Annotated in this window: 12 protein-coding genes; 7 read left to right on the top strand and 5 right to left on the bottom strand. The window is 71.5% G+C overall.

The window, feature by feature from the left end; all coding sequences use genetic code 11:
* Positions 1–63: 63 nt before the first annotated feature.
* Complete coding sequence (locus ACWDSL_RS34170) at positions 64–1518, bottom strand: hypothetical protein (protein WP_450491836.1); 1455 nt, start codon at positions 1516–1518, stop codon at positions 64–66.
* A gap of 10 nt (positions 1519–1528) precedes the next feature.
* Positions 1529–1813, bottom strand: coding sequence for a MoaD/ThiS family protein (locus tag ACWDSL_RS34165; protein ID WP_450491835.1), 285 nt, complete (start codon positions 1811–1813; stop codon positions 1529–1531).
* A gap of 104 nt (positions 1814–1917) precedes the next feature.
* Between ACWDSL_RS34165 and ACWDSL_RS34160 the strand changes: the two genes are divergently transcribed.
* The gene (locus ACWDSL_RS34160) at positions 1918–3651 is read left to right on the top strand and encodes an ABC transporter ATP-binding protein (RefSeq protein WP_450491834.1); all 1734 of its coding nucleotides are present in this window, start codon (positions 1918–1920) and stop codon (positions 3649–3651) included.
* Between the two features lie 131 nt (positions 3652–3782).
* Positions 3783–5681, top strand: coding sequence for an ABC transporter ATP-binding protein (locus ACWDSL_RS34155; protein ID WP_450491838.1), 1899 nt, complete (start codon positions 3783–3785; stop codon positions 5679–5681).
* Between the two features lie 40 nt (positions 5682–5721).
* Here ACWDSL_RS34155 and ACWDSL_RS34150 read toward each other — a convergent pair whose 3' ends face one another.
* Positions 5722–6642: an alpha/beta hydrolase family protein gene (locus tag ACWDSL_RS34150; RefSeq protein WP_450491833.1), complete on the bottom strand. Its 921-nt coding sequence runs from the start codon at positions 6640–6642 to the stop codon at positions 5722–5724.
* Between the two features lie 331 nt (positions 6643–6973).
* Here ACWDSL_RS34150 and ACWDSL_RS34145 point away from each other — a divergent pair, with 331 nt between their 5' ends.
* The 5 genes from ACWDSL_RS34145 to ACWDSL_RS34125 all read left to right on the top strand — a co-directional run bounded on the left by ACWDSL_RS34145 (position 6974) and on the right by ACWDSL_RS34125 (position 12405).
* Positions 6974–7789, top strand: a complete 816-nt coding sequence (locus ACWDSL_RS34145) for a winged helix-turn-helix domain-containing protein (RefSeq protein ID WP_450491832.1) — start codon at positions 6974–6976, stop codon at positions 7787–7789.
* Positions 7790–7813: 24 nt separating this feature from the next.
* Entirely contained in the window at positions 7814–8836 is a 1023-nt protein-coding gene (locus ACWDSL_RS34140) for a LacI family DNA-binding transcriptional regulator (protein ID WP_450491831.1), read from the top strand.
* A 108-nt stretch (positions 8837–8944) separates the two neighbouring features.
* Complete coding sequence (locus ACWDSL_RS34135; RefSeq protein WP_450491830.1) at positions 8945–10048, top strand: S1C family serine protease; 1104 nt, start codon at positions 8945–8947, stop codon at positions 10046–10048.
* 207 nt (positions 10049–10255) lie between these two features.
* Complete coding sequence (locus ACWDSL_RS34130; RefSeq protein ID WP_450491829.1) at positions 10256–10999, top strand: response regulator transcription factor; 744 nt, start codon at positions 10256–10258, stop codon at positions 10997–10999.
* The gene (locus tag ACWDSL_RS34125) at positions 10996–12405 is read left to right on the top strand and encodes a sensor histidine kinase (protein ID WP_450491828.1); all 1410 of its coding nucleotides are present in this window, start codon (positions 10996–10998) and stop codon (positions 12403–12405) included. The genes ACWDSL_RS34130 and ACWDSL_RS34125 overlap by 4 nt, the downstream gene beginning before the upstream one ends.
* A gap of 19 nt (positions 12406–12424) precedes the next feature.
* Here ACWDSL_RS34125 and ACWDSL_RS34120 read toward each other — a convergent pair whose 3' ends face one another.
* On the bottom strand, positions 12425–14323 hold the full coding sequence (locus tag ACWDSL_RS34120) for an ABC transporter ATP-binding protein (RefSeq protein ID WP_450491837.1): 1899 nt from the start codon (positions 14321–14323) through the stop codon (positions 12425–12427).
* 424 nt (positions 14324–14747) lie between these two features.
* Complete coding sequence (locus ACWDSL_RS34115) at positions 14748–15920, bottom strand: LmeA family phospholipid-binding protein (protein WP_450491827.1); 1173 nt, start codon at positions 15918–15920, stop codon at positions 14748–14750.
* Positions 15921–15975: the final 55 nt, after the last annotated feature.

Here is a 15975-nt window from a genome sequence, read left to right as displayed (position 1 = left end):
ACAGCGACACGCCATGGTGTCGGCGTGTCGCTGTCCCATACTCACCGCAAAGTCAGGGGCGGATCACCCCAGGGCGCGCCCGATGACGTAGACCGCCGGGGCGGCGGCGGCGAGCGGGAGGGCGACGCCCGCGGTCATATGGACGAAGCGGGACGGATAGTCGTAGCTGGCCACGCGCAGTCCGATCAGCGCGCACACCCCCGCCGCCAGGCCCAGCAGCACGGCGTTGGTGGTGCCGGTGTCGGTCACCCGGGTGGCAGCCAGGCCCGCGCCCGCGGACGCCGCCAGCGCCAGGACCGCGGAGGCCGCGCCCGGCAGCGGCAGGGCCCGTACGAGCGCCGCCACGGCGACGGCGGCGGCTCCCACCACGACGGCGTCCGAGGACTCGGCGACCGCGGCCAGGTGCCCGGCCGCGATCACGGTGACCGCGGTCGAGGCGACGGTCGCCGTCAGCCCGTACAGCCGCTCGTCCGGCGAGGCGTGGCTGCGCAGCTGGAGGATCAGCACCAGCAGCAGCCAGACGCCGATCGTGCCCATGAGGACCGTCGGGGCGTGGGCGCGCTCGGTGGTCAGCAGGCCGATGTCCGCGGCCAGGCCGCCCGCGAAGGCCAGCGCGATGCCCTGCCGGGCGGGCCACATGCCGTTGAGCCGGAACCAGCCGGCCGCGGTGACCGCCTGGAGCAGCGCCACGGCGACGGCGACGGCCGGCCGGGCCAGCGGCGCGGTGGCCGCGAGGAGGGCGGCGAGCACGGCGGTCAGGGCGGCGGGCGTCAGGCCCGGGGAGAGGATCATCGGGCGGCCCTCGGCGCGGGCCTGCTCGGCGGCGGTGAGCGGCTTGGCGGATGCGGCAGGCTCGGCGGGCTCGGGGGATTCGGCGGGCTTGGGGGCGGGCCCGGCCGGGGTCGAGGGCGACGGCACGGTTTGGGGCGGGGCCTGGGCCGGGGTGCGCGGGGCGTGCGTGGCTGCCGCGAACTGCATGGTGTCCGCCGTCGTGTGGCCGGCCTGGGCGTGCTGCCCCTGACCGTCCCAGGCGGCGGTGTACGGCTCTTGGTGGGCCTGCTGCCCTTGACCTGCCTGCTGCTGCCCCTGGTATGCCTGCTGGCCCTGCTGCCCCTGGTATCCCTGCGCCTGGTGCGGCTGGGTCCCCTGGTACGTCTGCTGCTGGTGGGCCTGGCCGCCCTGGTGGTACCCGTGCTGTGCGTACCCCTGCTGCCCGTACCCCTGCTCCGGGTACGCCTGCTGCTGCGGGTGCTGGTACCCCTGCTGGTACGCCTGCTGCCCGTCGTACCCCTGCTGCCCGTCGTAGCCCTGCCAGGCGGCGGGCTGCTGCCCATGGGGGTCGTACTGGCTCTGTGCGTCGTACTGCCCCTGCGGGGCGTAGGGCCCGTACGCGTCCTGCTGCGCCTGGCCCTCGTATCCCTCGTATCCCTCGTGAGCCTGGTACGGCGGCTCGGCCGACCCGTTCGGCCCATAAGGGTCGTACGGATGATTCCCGGGGTGCTGCGGCTGGTTGCTCATGACGTCGGGGTCACCCTCCTGCGAACGGCGGGAGCACCTCGACCGTGCCGCCCTCGGCCAGTTGGACCGTCTTGTGATCACGGGTGCCGACGGGGTGCCCGTCGACCAGGAACGAACAGCGCCCCAGCACCCGCGCGAACTCCGGCCGCGCGGTGTGCCGCTGCCGGGCCGCGGCCAGGGCCTCGGCGAGCGTCGCCGCGGCGTACGGCTCCTCGGCGGTGCCGGCGGCCGCCTTGGCCGCGGCCCAGTACCGGATGGTGCCGGCCGGCGGTCCCGCCGTGTTCTTCATCGCCATCGCGATCCCTCTCCCGTCATCTGCCGCCCCCCATGATGACGGGGTCCGGCGGCAGACCGGTAAATCCAGGGGCATGCCCAAAGACCCTCGCTTAGGGTTCCGGTGTGCTGGTCCGACTTATACGGGCGTACCTGAGGCCCTACACCCAATCGATTGCCTTGATCGTCGTGCTGCAACTGGTGCAGACACTGGCGACGCTCTATTTGCCGACCCTCAACGCCGACATCATCGACCACGGTGTCATCAAGGGTGACACCGGTTACATCTTGCAGGTCGGCGCCCTGATGATCGCCATCACGCTGGCGCAGATCGTCTGCTCCGTCGGCGCCGTCTACTACGGCGCCCGGACGGCGAGCGCACTCGGCCGCGATGTGCGCGCGGCCGTCTTCGACCGCGTGCAGTCCTTCTCGGCGCGTGAGGTGGGCCACTTCGGTGCGCCCTCCCTCATCACCCGTACCACCAACGACGTACAGCAGGTCCAGATGCTGGCCCTGATGTCGTTCACCTTGATGGTCTCGGCGCCGATCATGTGTGTGGGCGGCATCATCATGGCGCTCAACCAGGATGTGCCGCTCTCCGGGCTGCTGCTGCTCATCGTCCCGACCCTGGGCATCATCGTCTCGCTGATCGTCCGGCAGATGCGCCCGCTGTTCCGCGGCGTCCAGGAACGCATCGACACCGTCAACCGCGTGCTGCGCGAGCAGATCACCGGCATCCGGGTGATCCGGGCCTTCGTCCGCGACCAGCATGAGCGGGACCGCTTCACCGGGGCCAACACCGAGCTGCTCGACGTGTCGATGAAGGCCGGCCGGCTGATGTCGCTGATGTTCCCGGCCGTGATGATGGTGGTGAACCTCTCCAGCGTCGCGGTCGTCTGGTTCGGCGGGCACCGCATCGACAGCGGGGATATGCAGATCGGCGCGCTGACCGCGTTCCTCAGCTATCTGATGCAGATTCTGATGGCTGTGATGATGGCCACCTTCATGTTCATGATGGTGCCGCGGGCCGAGGTGTGCGCCGAGCGCATCCAGGAGGTGCTGGAGACCGAGACCAGCGTCGCCCCGCCCCTGAAGCCCGTCCCGCCGCTTGAGCGCCGGGGCCTGCTGGAGCTGCGGGGCGTGGAGTTCCGCTACCCGGGCGCCGAGGAGCCGGTGCTGCGCGAAGTCTCACTGGTCGCCAGGCCCGGTCGGACCACGGCCGTCATCGGCTCCACCGGAAGCGGCAAGTCCACCCTGCTGGGCCTGGTGCCCCGGCTGTTCGACGCGACCGACGGCAGTGTGCACCTCGACGGGGTCGACGTACGCGACATGGACCCGGTCCTGATGGCCGAGTCCATCGGCCTGGTGCCGCAGAAGCCGTACCTCTTCTCCGGCACCGTCGCTTCGAACCTGCGGTACGGAAAGCCGGACGCGACCGACGAGGAGCTGTGGCAGGCCCTGGAGATCGCCCAGGCCCGTGACTTCGTCGAGGGCATGGAGGGCGGGCTCGAGGCCCCCATCGCGCAGGGCGGCGGCAATGTGTCCGGCGGCCAGCGGCAGCGGCTGGCGATCGCCCGCGCGCTGGTCCGCCAGCCGGCCGTGTACCTCTTCGACGACTCCTTCTCGGCCCTGGACTACGCCACGGACGCGAGGCTGCGCGCCGCGCTGGCGGATGAGACGGAGGACGCGACGGTGGTCATCGTCGCCCAGCGGGTGTCCACCATCCGCGGCGCGGACCGGATCGTGGTCCTCGACGAGGGGCGGGTCGTCGGCACCGGCACCCACGCCGAACTGATGGAGAACAACCAGACCTACCGGGAGATCGTGCTCTCCCAGCTCACCGAGCAGGAGGCAGCGTGAGTGAGAAGAGCGCTCCCGCGTCCGGCGCCCCGGCAGCCAGTACCTCCGGCGTGCCGTTGTCCAAGGAACCGCCGCCCAGCACCGCCGCGCCCCGAAGAGGCCCCGCGCCCGCGGCCGGCCCCGGGCGCTTCATGGGCGGCCAGCCGACCGAGCGCTCCATGGACTTCAAGGGCTCCGGCCGCCGGCTGCTGGCGACGCTGCGGCCCGAGCGCGGGATGGCGCTGGCGGTGCTCGCGCTGTGCGCGGTCAGCGTCGGGCTTTCGGTGCTCGGCCCGAAGATCCTCGGCCAGGCCACGGACCTGATCTTCGCGGGCATCATCGGGCGGCAGCTGCCCGAGGATGTGAGCAAGGCGGAGGCGGTCGAGGGGCTGCGGCGCGAGGGCCAGGGCACGGTGGCCGACATGGTCGCGTCCATGGACGTGGTCCCCGGCCAGGGCATCGACTTCGGCGCGGTCGGGACCGTGCTGATGTGGGTGACCGCGATCTACGCCTTCTCCTCGCTGCTCAACCTCTTCCAGGCGCGTATCGCCACGGTCGTGGTGCAGCGCGCGGTCTTCCGGCTGCGCGAGGAGGTCGAACACAAGCTGGCCCGGCTGCCCCTGTCGTACTTCGACAAGCAGCAGCGCGGCGAGGTGCTGTCGCGGGCCACCAACGACATCGACAACATCCAGCAGACGCTTCAGCAGACCCTCAGCCAGCTGATGACCTCGCTGCTGACCATCGTGGGCGTGCTGGCCATGATGTTCTGGATCTCGCCGCTGCTGGCACTGGTCGCGCTGGTGACGGTGCCGATCTCGGTGGTCGTGGCGACGAAGGTGGGCAAGCGGGCGCAGCCGCAGTTCGTGCAGCAGTGGAAGACCACCGGCAAGCTCAACGCCCATATCGAGGAGATGTACACCGGCCACTCGCTGGTGAAGGTCTTCGGCCGGCAGAAGGAGTCCGCCGGGCTCTTCGGGGTGCAGAACGAGAAGCTGTACGAGGCGGGCTTCCGGGCCCAGTTCATCTCCGGGATCATCCAGCCCGCGATGATGTTCATCGGCAACCTCAACTATGTGCTGGTCGCCGTGGTCGGCGGGTTGCGGGTGGCCAGTGGGGCGCTGTCGATCGGCGACGTCCAGGCCTTCGTCCAGTACTCGCGCCAGTTCAGCCAGCCGCTCACCCAGGTCGCCTCGATGGCCAATCTGGTGCAGTCGGGTGTCGCCTCCGCCGAGCGGGTCTTCGAGCTGCTGGACGCCCACGAGCAGGAGCCGGACGCGGCCAAACCGGCGCGGCCGGAGCGGGTGCGCGGCCGGGTCGAGTTCGAGGACGTCTCCTTCCGCTACGACCCCGACAAGCCGCTGATCGAGGATCTGTCGCTGGCGGTGCGGCCGGGCCAGACGGTGGCCATCGTCGGCCCGACCGGCGCGGGCAAGACCACCCTGGTCAATCTGCTGATGCGGTTCTACGAGGTCAGCGGCGGGCGGATCACGCTGGACGGGGTGGACATCGCGGCCATGTCCCGGGAGGAGCTGCGCTCCAACATCGGCATGGTGCTCCAGGACACCTGGCTCTTCGGCGGGACGATCGCGGACAACATCGCGTACGGGGCGGAGGGCGCGTCCTTCGACAAGATCGTGGAAGCGGCCAAGGCCACGCATGTCGACCGCTTCGTACGGACCCTGCCGGACGGCTACGACACGGTGATCGACGACGAGGGCTCCAACATCAGCGTCGGTGAGAAGCAGCTGATCACGATCGCCCGGGCGTTCCTGGCGGAACCGGCGATCCTGGTCCTGGACGAGGCCACGAGCTCGGTCGACACCCGTACGGAGGTGCTGATCCAGCATGCGATGGCCTCCCTGCGGACCGGCCGCACCAGCTTTGTGATCGCCCACCGGCTGTCGACGATCCGCGACGCGGACGTGATCCTCGTGATGGAGTCGGGGCGGATCGTGGAGCAGGGCACGCATGAGTCGCTGCGGGATGCGGGCGGCGCCTATGCGCGGCTGTACGAGGCGCAGTTCGCGGAGCCGGTGGCCGAGGCGGAGTGAGCGGTGCCGGTGGCCGAGGCGGAGTGAGCGGTGCCCGTCCTCAGGCGTGGGTCGTCGCCCAGGCGGCGATCCGGCCCAGCAGGGCGGGGCCGGCCGCGTTCTCCGCGTGGCCGAAGCCCGGTTCGATCCACAGCTCTGTGGACGACGGATCCGCCGCGTCCGCGAGCGTCCGCGGATGGTCAAGCGGGAAGTAGGGGTCCTGGTCGCCGTGGACGATCAGCAGGGGCGTGGGGGCGATCAGCGGCGCGGCGGCGACCGGTGAGAGCGGTTCGGGGTCCCAGCCGCGAGAGTCGATACGGGTGTGCAGCCCGTAGCGCGAGACCAGGCGCCCGGCCGGCCGGGTGATCGCCCAGTGCACACGGCGCATCGGGGCGGTTCCCCGGTAGTACCAGCGGGCCGCCGCGCTCACCGCCACGGCGGCGTCGGTGTGCGCCGCTTCGCGCGCCCCTGCGCCCGCTTTTGCTTCAAGCGCCCCCGGAGCCTCCAGAGCCCCCGTGCCCGTTTTGCCGTCCGGCGCCCCCGCCCCGTACAGCGCCGCATGCCGCAGGACCACCGAGCCGCCCATCGAGAACCCGACCGTGGCGATCCGCCGGTGCCCGAGCCGCCGCGCCCAGCGCACCGCGGCGGCCAGGTCCAGGACCTCGCGGTCGCCGACCGTGGAGCGCCCGGCGGAGCGTCCGTGACCCCGGAAAGAGAAGGTGACCACGGCCGCATGGCGACCCAGCGCCGCCGCGGCGCGGCGCAGCGCGGGGCGCTCCAGAGCACCCGTGAAACCATGCGCGACCACGATGGCCGGACCAGGGTCCGTGCCCGTGCCCGACCCAGGTCCATAGGGCTCAAACGGCGCGTACGCGGCCTCGATCGCCACCCCGTCGTCCGTCCACAGCCTGGTCAGTCGCGCACGCTCCGTGATCAAGGAAATAGGAGGCGACGCGGATACAGCCTTAATCCCACGTGTCATGTGGGTTATTCTTCTGGGAAGAGGATCCGGGCAAAGCAGCCCCCGGGTCCTTTTGTGCTTTCAGGCGCGTTCCGCGCGTTTGAGCGCACACGCGCTCCAGGGCGCGGAGCCGCAGCCCGGCACGAAGTGGTGCTGAGTCGCGTAAAGCAGTACATACAAAGCAGTGCGCACGAAGTAGTGCGAGTCAGTCAGGTACGAAGCAGTAGCCGCATACTCCCCCAGGCAGGGCCTGGGAGGTGCCCCCTCTCGCAAGGGACCGAGGAGGAACCGACGTAATGGGCGAGCGAAGCGTGTACGACCATAGGACGACGTCCGGGGCGGGTGATCATCGATGAGCTCCCTCCTCCTGCTGACCAACGCGCTACAGCCCTCGACGGAGGTGCTTCCCGCGCTCGGGCTGCTGCTGCACGGCGTGCGGGTGGCCCCGGCCGAGGGACCGGCCCTGGTGGACACCCCCGGGGCCGATGTGATCCTCATCGACGGCCGCCGCGATCTGCCCCAGGTGCGCAGCCTGTGCCAGCTGCTGCGTTCCACCGGCCCTGGCTGTCCGCTGATCCTGGTGGTGACCGAGGGCGGCCTCGCCGCGGTCACCGCGGACTGGGGCATCGACGACGTTCTGCTCGACACCGCCGGCCCGGCCGAGGTCGAGGCGCGGCTGCGGCTGGCGATGGGCCGCCAGCAGATCACGACGGACGACAGCCCGATGGAGATCCGCAACGGCGATCTGTCGGTCGACGAGGCCACGTACAGCGCGAAGCTCAAGGGCCGTGTGCTGGATCTCACATTCAAGGAGTTCGAGCTCATCAAATACCTGGCGCAGCACCCCGGCCGGGTGTTCACCCGGGCACAGCTGCTCCAGGAGGTCTGGGGCTACGACTACTTCGGCGGCACCCGCACGGTCGATGTGCACGTACGGCGGCTGCGGGCCAAACTCGGCCCGGAACACGAGTCCTTGATCGGCACCGTGCGGAATGTGGGCTACCGTTTCGTCTCGCCCGAGAAGGGCGACCGAGGCGGCGAGGAAGCCAAGCTCAGGTCGGGCGCCGGGAGGGCGGCACACGAGCCGGCTCCGGCCGACGGGGCGCCGCGCGGGGAGAGCGTGGCGGAGAACGTGAAAGCCGGGGCCGCACGACCGGCCAACACTTAGCTGGACCCGCGTAGACTTCCGCGCGTGGCCAAGGTGACGCGGGATGATGTGGCAAGGCTGGCGGGGACTTCCACGGCGGTCGTCAGTTACGTCATCAATAACGGACCAAGGCCGGTCGCCCCGGCCACGCGCGAGCGGGTACTCGCCGCGATCAAGGAGCTCGGCTACCGGCCGGACCGGGTCGCGCAGGCGATGGCCAGCCGGCGGACCGACCTCATAGGGCTGATCGTGCCGGACGCCCGCCAGCCGTTCTTCGGCGAGATGGCACACGCCGTCGAACAGGCCGCCTCCGAGCGCGGAAAGATGGTGCTGGTCGGCAACTCCGACTACCTCGACGAGCGCGAGGTCCACTATCTGCGCGCCTTCCTGGGCATGCGGGTGTCCGGGCTGATCCTCATCAGCCAGGGCCTCAGCGAGAACGCCGCCGCCGAGATCGAGGCCTGGGACGCCCGCGTCGTGCTGCTGCACGAGCGCCCCGAGGCGATCGACGACGTGGCCGTGGTGCTGGACGACATCGGCGGCGCGCAGCTGGCCGTACGACACCTGCTGGAGCACGGGTACGAGTACGTGGCGTGCATCGGCGGCATCGAGATCACCCCGACCGTCGGCGACCCGGTCACCGACCACGTCGAGGGCTGGCGCCGGGCCATGCTGGAAGCCGGGCGGTCCACCGAGGGGCGGCTCTTCCAGGCCCCGTACAACCGGTACGACGCCTACAAGGTCGCCCTGGGGCTGCTGGCAGGCCCCGACCGGCCGCCGGCCGTCTTCTGCGCGACGGACGACCAGGCGATCGGCGTGCTGCGGGCGGCGCGTGAACTGCGCATCGAGGTGCCCGAAGAGCTGGCGGTCGCCGGCTTCGACGACGTCAAGGAGGCGGCGCTCACCGACCCGCCGATGACGACGGTCGCCTCCGACCGGCCCGCGATGGCGCGGGCGGCGGTCGACATGGTGCTGGACGACGCGGTGCGGTCCGCGTCCTCGCGGCGGGAGCGGGTGCGGCAGTTCCCGTCGGCGCTGGTGGTGCGGCGGTCCTGCGGCTGCGCGTAACGCGCGCGATGTGTCCGGGGGCTTCCTTATCTCGGGCATACCGACTTCTGTCGGGCTTCTCAGCGAGCACTCAGGAAGTTCTCATCTTCGCTGAGCACAGTCATATACATGACGGAGAACACGCCTCGCAGCGGCGATTACGAGCCCCCGCAGCACCCGTACGGCGCCTGGTCCGGCTATCCCGCGCCCGCACCCCATCCGGCGCCACCCGCGCACGCGCCCCAGGAACCCGTCACCACGCCCTCGGGGCTCACCGTATGGCCCGGGAGCGGCCCGGCGGCCGGTCCGCAGCCCGGCGGTGGCCGTCGCAGGCGGCGTCCCTCCAGGTCCGCGCTGCTGATCGCGGCGGTGGCGGCGGTCTCGGCGCTCGTGGGCGGCGGGACGGCGGCGCTGGTCACGGACGCGACCCAGAAGTCGGACAGCTCCACCACGACCACCGTCGTCAACGCCACCTCCAGCAAGGTCGGCGGGGTCAGCGCCGTCGCGACGGCGGTCAGCCCGAGCATCGTGGAGATCAGCGCCACCTCCAACAGCGGCCAGTCCACCGGCTCCGGCGTGATCATCACCAGCGGCGGCGAGATCATCACCAACAACCACGTCATCTCCGGCGCCGACACCATCAAGGTCACCTTCAGCGACGGCAGCAAGAAGAGCGCGACCGTGGTCGGCACGGACAAGAACAAGGACCTGGCCCTGATCAAGGTCGAGGGCGCCGCCGGGCTCAAGCCCGCCACGCTCGGCGACTCCAGCGGGGTCCGGGTCGGCGACCAGGTCGTGGCCATCGGCTCGCCCGAGGGGCTGACCGGCACGGTGACCAGCGGTATCGTCTCCGCGCTCGACCGCGATGTGACCGTCTCGACGGACGAGAGCCAGGGGCAGGGGCAGGGGCCGGGCGGCGGCAGCGGGGAGTGGCCGTTCGAGTTCGGCGGCGGCCGGTACAACGGCGACGTCGGCTCCTCGACCACCACCTACAAGGCCATCCAGACCGACGCCTCGCTCAACCCCGGCAACTCCGGCGGCGCGCTCATCAACATGAGCGGCCAGATCATCGGGATCAACTCCGCGATGTACTCGTCCGCCGCACAGCAGAGCTCCAGCAGCGCGGGCAGCATCGGCCTGGGCTTCTCCATCCCCGTCGACACCGTCAAGGCCGACCTCGACAATCTGCGCAACGGCGGCAGCGACAGCGGCGGCGGCACCAGTAACAGCTGAGCGGTGACAGCTGAGCGGTGCCGGCTGAGCGGTGACAGCTGAGCGGTGCCGGCCGCAGCAGCCGACCGGCCCGCCGCCTGGGATGATCAGGCCCGCGCCCGGCCGCCCGTGCGAGGCTGAAGGCAGCGGGCCCACCCGGGCCCACCGCCCCGCCATCGCCGCCTTCCGTCGGCGCGCCACGCCGACTCCGAGTGAGGAACACGAGTCATGAGCCCCGCCGAGCACGGCGACCAGCCCGCCCGCATCCTGATCGTCGACGACGAGCCGGCCGTCCGCGAGGCCCTGCAGCGCAGCCTCGCCTTCGAGGGCTATCTGACCGAGACGGCCCTGGACGGGCTCGACGCGCTGGAGAAGGTCGGCGCGTACGACCCCGAGCTGATCGTGCTCGATGTGCTGATGCCCCGGATGGACGGACTGACCGCCGCCCGGCGGCTGCGCGCCACCGGTGTGACCGTGCCGGTCCTGATGCTCACCGCGCGCGATACGGTCGGCGACCGGGTCACCGGGCTCGACGCGGGCGCCGACGACTACCTCGTCAAGCCGTTCGAACTGGACGAGCTGCTGGCCCGGATCCGGGCCCTGCTGCGCCGCAGCTCGTACGCGGCCACCGCGGGGGCCGTCGCGGACACCGGCGGCGACGAGCTGACCTTCGCCGATCTGCGGATGAACCTCGCCACCCGCGAGGTGAACCGCGGCGGGCGCCGGGTCGAGCTGACCCGCACCGAGTTCACGCTGCTGGAGATGTTCCTCGCCCATCCGCGCCAGGTCCTCACCCGCGAACAGATACTCAAGGCCGTCTGGGGCTTCGACTTCGAGCCCACGTCCAACTCGCTGGACGTGTACGTGATGTATCTGCGCCGCAAGACCGAGGCGGGCGGCGAGCACCGGCTGGTGCACACCGTGCGCGGCGTCGGCTATGTGCTGCGCACCGCCGAGGGCGGCAGGCCGTGACGAACCGCTTCCGCAGGCTGCCGCTCCGCTCGCGGCTGGCGCTGCTGACCGCGGTGGCGGTGGCGGTCGCGGTCGCGGTGGCGGCCTTCGCGTGCTGGTTCCTCACCCGCCAGGAGCTGACCAACGCGCTGGACCAGAAGCTGCGCGACAGCGTGTCCCCGGACCGTATCGAGCGCCTGATCGGCCTGCCCTGTTCCGCCAAGCCGCAGACCGACGACCGGCTGGGGCCCGACCCCGCGGGCCTGCAGTTCGTCCGGGAGAACGGCGACCGGTGCGTCATCGGCTCGACGGCGGTGAAGGTGACGGACGCGGACATAGCGGTCGCGGGCGGCCGGCAGCGGGAGGTCACGCGTGACGGCACGACCACCACCGGCCGGGCCGTCCGCGTCTACACCAAGGAGATGCTGGTCCGCACCGGCACCGGTCCCGGCACGCTGACCGTGTCCGTCTCCCGCCCCCTCGACGAGGTGACCGACCCCCTCGACACGCTGGCGCTGGTCATGCTCCTGGTCGCGGGCGTCGGGGTGCTCGGCGCCGGGGCCGCCGGGCTGTGGATCGCCAGGACCGGGCTCAAGCCCGTGGACCGGCTGACCGAGGCGGTCGAGCATGTGGCCCGTACGGAGGACCTGGCCGTACGCATCCCCGCCGAGGGCGACGACGAGATCGCCCGGCTCTCCCGCTCCTTCAACTCCATGACGGCCGCCCTCGCCTCCTCCCGCGAGCGGCAGCAGCAGCTGATCGCCGACGCCGGCCATGAGCTGCGTACGCCGCTCACCTCGCTCCGTACCAACATCGAACTGCTCGCGCGCAGCGAGGACACCGGCCGCCCGCTGCCGCCCGCCGACCGCAAGGCGCTGATGGCCAGCGTCAAGGCGCAGATGACCGAGCTGGCCGCGCTCATCGGCGACCTCCAGGAGCTGTCCCGGCCGGACGCGCTGCCCGGCACCGGGCCGCTTCAGGTGGTCGCGTTGCACGAGGTGGCGGCGGCCGCGCTGGAACGGGCGCGGCTGCGCGGCGCCGACCTCACGATCGACGCCTCGCTGGGGCCCTGGTACGTACGGGGGGAGGTGGCGGCGCTGGAGCGGACGCTGGTCAATCTGCTCGACAACGCGGTGAAGTTCAGCCCTTCGGGTGGTGTGGTGGAGGTCGTGCTCAAAGACGGCCAGTTCACGGTCCGCGACCATGGCCCCGGCATTCCCGACGACGAACTGCCGCATGTCTTCGAACGGTTCTGGCGCTCGCCGTCCGCCCGCTCCATGCCCGGCTCCGGCCTCGGCCTGTCCATCGTCGCCCGCACCGTCCAGCAGTCCGGCGGCCAGGTGGGGCTCCAGCCCGCGCCGGGCGGCGGGACGCTGGCCTGGCTCCGGCTCCCGGGCGCCCCCACGCCGCCACCGGACCTCGACTGACACCCGCGCCCCGCCCCGCTCAGCTTCCCGCGAGCGGGGCGGGGAACTCGCCTGTGTCCATGACGTCCGCGCCGTTCTGCGACCCGTACAGCCGCGCGTACGCCCCGCCCAGGGCCAGCAGTTCGCGGTGCGTCCCGGTCTCCACCACCCGCCCGTGGTCGAGGACGAGGATCCGGTCGGCGTCCGGCGCCAGGTTCAGATCGTGCGTGATCATGATCGTCGTACGGCCGGACATCAGCCGCCTCAGCGGCCTGACCACCCGCCGCGCGGACAGCGCGTCGAGCCCGGTGGTGGGCTCGTCCAGGACCAGGACGGGCGCGTTCCGCAGCATCGCGCGGGCGATGGCCACGCGCTGCAGCTGGCCGCCGGACAGCTGCGCGGTGTGCGGGTCGATCGGGGTGTCGTAGCCCTCGGGGAGGGCGGTGATGAACTCGTGGGCCGCCGCGTCCCGGGCCGCCTGGACGATCTCGTGGTCCGTGGCCCCCGGCCGGCCGCAGGCGATGTTCTCGCGGATGGTGTCGTGCAGGATGAGCGTTTCCTGCGGCAGGAGGGTGACGTTCTCGCGCAGGAAGGCCAGCGGCATGGCGTGCAGCGGCACCCCGTCCAGGCGTACGGAGCCCTCGGCCGGGTCGTAGAAGCGCAGCAGCAGCTTGGAGACCGTCGATTTGCCCGCCCCGCTCTCGCCGGTGATCAGCACGAACTCCCCGGGCCCGGCCGTGAGCGAGACCTGGGCCAGGGTGCGCTTCTGGGCGCCCGGGTAGCGGAAGCCGACCCGGGCGAACTCCACCGTGCCGTGCACCCGCCAGGGCGCGACGCCCGCCCCCGGCGGCGGGTCGGCGACGGCGGGTTCGGCGTCGAGGATGTCCAGCAGCCGCTCGGCGCCCGCGGTCGCGGCGGTGAGGGTGAGGCCGAGCTGCCCGAGGTTGCGGATCGGCGGGTAGAGGTAGCCGAGGAAGGCCGCGAAGGCCAGGAGCTGGCCAATGGTCATCCGGTCCTGGGAGATCTCCCAGGCGCCGAGCCCGATGACGGCGAGGACGCACAGCGTCTCGATGACCTCGACCAGCTGCTCGTACAGCTCGCTCATCCGCGCCCCGGTCACCGACGCGCGCATCCAGGCGCGCGCCTCGCGGCGCAGCCGCTTCTCCTCGGCGGCCTTCCGGTTGTAGGCCTGGGTGAGCACGATGTTGCCCAGCGACTCCTCGACCACCGAGGTGATCGCGCCGTCGGCGACCCGCTCCTCCCGCGCGACGGCCTTGATCCGGCCCGAGAAGCGCCGGGCGGCCAGCCAGAACAGCGGCGCCAGTACGAAGGTGGCCAGCGCCAGGTCCCAGCGCAGCCAGAAGGCGGCGGTGGCGAAGAAGACCATGCTGAACAGGGCGGATACGGTGCCCACGACGCCGGAGACCACCATCTGCTCGATGGCCTCGACGTCCCCGGTGAGACGCTCGACCAGGTCGCCCTGGCGGTGGCGCTGGAAGAAGTGCGGCGGCAGGTCCTGGACATGGCCGAAGACGCGGGCGCGCAGGCGCAGCACGAAGCGCTCGGCGGTCCACACCGCGAGCGAGTTGCCCGTGTACCCGATCGCCGCGCCCAGGACCGCCACGGCGAACCACTGCCCGGCGGGGGACCAGAACGCGCTGAGCGAGCCCTCCTGGAGGGCGTGGTCCGTCAGATCGGAGAACAGCAGGATCGCGGCCGTCTCGGCGAGCGCGGCGGCGACCACACAGACGCAGATCAGCACCAGCCAGCGGCGGTCGCCCCGGGTCAGCGGCCAGAAGCGGCGGAAGGCCAGGCGCGCGGGCAGTTGCGGGGTGGGCTGTTTCTCCTCGGCGTCGTCGTAGGCGTCGTATTCGGGGCGCCGGTGGCGGCCGCGGCCGGGGGCGGGGGCGGGCCCGGTTCTGATCGCCCGCAACCGCATCGTCGGCTGGTCGTCGTGGCCTGTGCGCACTGTCGAGCTCACTGTCTCTCCCGTTCCTGCTCTCCCGTTCCTGGCCCTGACATGGCCGAGGCGGGCCCGCGGCACTGTGCCGCGGGCCCGCCTCCGGTGTGTGGGTCAGCCGCCGATCGGGCGACGGTGCTGGGGCTTCTTGTGCTTCTTCGGCGCGGGCTTGCGGGCGGGCTTGACCGGAACGACCTTGCGGATGCTCATGGGATTTCCTTTCGGTTTTCCTTTTCTGGTGTCTCGCCGTTCGGCTTCGACACGGAAAAAGTTAGGAGGGATATCCGTGAGCGAGATCGGAGGAGCCTGTGCATCAGCCAAGACCCGCATGAATGAATTCTCAGACGATTCCCGGAACCGCGGGCGCGGCGGCCGCGTCCCGGCCGCGTCCCGGCTGTGCTGCTCAGCCGCCCGAGTGCCGGCCAGCGCCCACGGACAGCCCCGAGCCCGTCAGATCCGCCCGGATGCCGTCGCGCTCGACGGTGATGTTCCGCAGCCGCAGGCCCTTGACCTGTTTCGGCAGCTGGAAGGAGAACGCGACCCGCTCCGTCAGATCCTGGGCCCGCAGCCGCACCAGGGCCCGGGCCAGTACGGGGTCGACGCCGACCTGCTCCAGCGTCTCGGGGCGGTCGGCGACCAGGTCCACGAGGTTGGCGCGCGTCAGCCGGTCCGTGAAGCCCGGCCGCCCGGTGATCCGGCTCAGCCGCTTGTCGTCCCACAGCGCCTGTTCCGCGGTCTCGGGCGCGACGCCGAGCTGCCGCGCCACGGACGGCACCGCGAGCAGCGCCCGCGTCTTCTTCTTGTCGCGGCTGATGCGTTCGGCGGCCTCCGGGTGCAGCCGCAGCCGGGCGGGCCGCCCGGGCCGGTAGGTGGCGATGCCGGGGACGTCGAGCCGCATATCGCTGACGCTGGTGGCGACCCCGCGGTCGCCGTCCCGCCGTATATGCGCCACGGCGTGGATACGCGCCTGCCGCCCGGCCACCGGCAACACGCCCTCCGCGCGTACGGATTCGCGGTTGAGCACCCGGAATGTCACCTGCGAGGCGCCCAGTTCGCGGTTCAGATCGTCGAAGGCCAGCAGTACGTCCCCGTCCACCTGGGCCGCCTTGGCCCCGTCGAGGGGCAGCGGCAGATCTCCGAACAGACGTATGCCCGTGGCCTCGGCCCGTACCCGGGCGAGCGTCACCCGGCCGGCCGCCACGTCGGGGACGGTGACGTCCGCCCCGTCCAGGTGCTTGCCCAGCACCTGGGTGAGAAACGGAAACCCGTGGATGTTCACCTTGGGCGCCGCCGCGAGACCGAGCTTGTGCTGCAGCGTCCGCTCCGCCCGCTTCTCGGCGTACATCACGGCGCAGCGGTCCGCGAGCACCAGCAGCATGGCGCCCAGCAGAATCCCGATGGCCACCTTGGTGGTGCGCGGGATACGGGCGAGCCCCCGGTGAACCTTGCGCTCCGGATCCGGGTTGACGCTTTGGGGAGAGCCGACGCTTTGGGGAGAGTCGACGTTTTGGGGAGAGTCGATGCTTTGGGGAGATCGGCGGGACAGGGGCAGGAACATGCGCACGGGGGATCGCATCGCTCCATCCCAACACGCCCGCCCGGCCCGGAGGCAAGCGCTGACGGAGGTTCGT

Source organism: Streptomyces sp. NPDC000941 (assembly GCF_053599555.1).
This window is presented reverse-complemented; position numbering and strand designations above follow the sequence as displayed.

Bases quoted from the DNA above. Each gene is read 5' to 3' on its own strand.
- ACWDSL_RS34170 (WP_450491836.1), bottom strand. From the start codon at position 1,518: ATGAGCAACCAGCCGCAGCACCCCGGGAATCATCCGTACGACCCTTAT.
- ACWDSL_RS34165 (WP_450491835.1), bottom strand. From the start codon at position 1,813: ATGGCGATGAAGAACACGGCGGGACCGCCGGCCGGCACCATCCGGTAC.
- ACWDSL_RS34155 (WP_450491838.1), top strand. From the start codon at position 3,783: ATGGGCGGCCAGCCGACCGAGCGCTCCATGGACTTCAAGGGCTCCGGC.
- ACWDSL_RS34150 (WP_450491833.1), bottom strand. From the start codon at position 6,642: ATGACACGTGGGATTAAGGCTGTATCCGCGTCGCCTCCTATTTCCTTG.
- ACWDSL_RS34145 (WP_450491832.1), top strand. From the start codon at position 6,974: ATGAGCTCCCTCCTCCTGCTGACCAACGCGCTACAGCCCTCGACGGAG.
- ACWDSL_RS34135 (WP_450491830.1), top strand. From the start codon at position 8,945: ATGACGGAGAACACGCCTCGCAGCGGCGATTACGAGCCCCCGCAGCAC.
- ACWDSL_RS34130 (WP_450491829.1), top strand. From the start codon at position 10,256: ATGAGCCCCGCCGAGCACGGCGACCAGCCCGCCCGCATCCTGATCGTC.
- ACWDSL_RS34120 (WP_450491837.1), bottom strand. From the start codon at position 14,323: ATGCGGTTGCGGGCGATCAGAACCGGGCCCGCCCCCGCCCCCGGCCGC.
- ACWDSL_RS34115 (WP_450491827.1), bottom strand. From the start codon at position 15,920: ATGCGATCCCCCGTGCGCATGTTCCTGCCCCTGTCCCGCCGATCTCCC.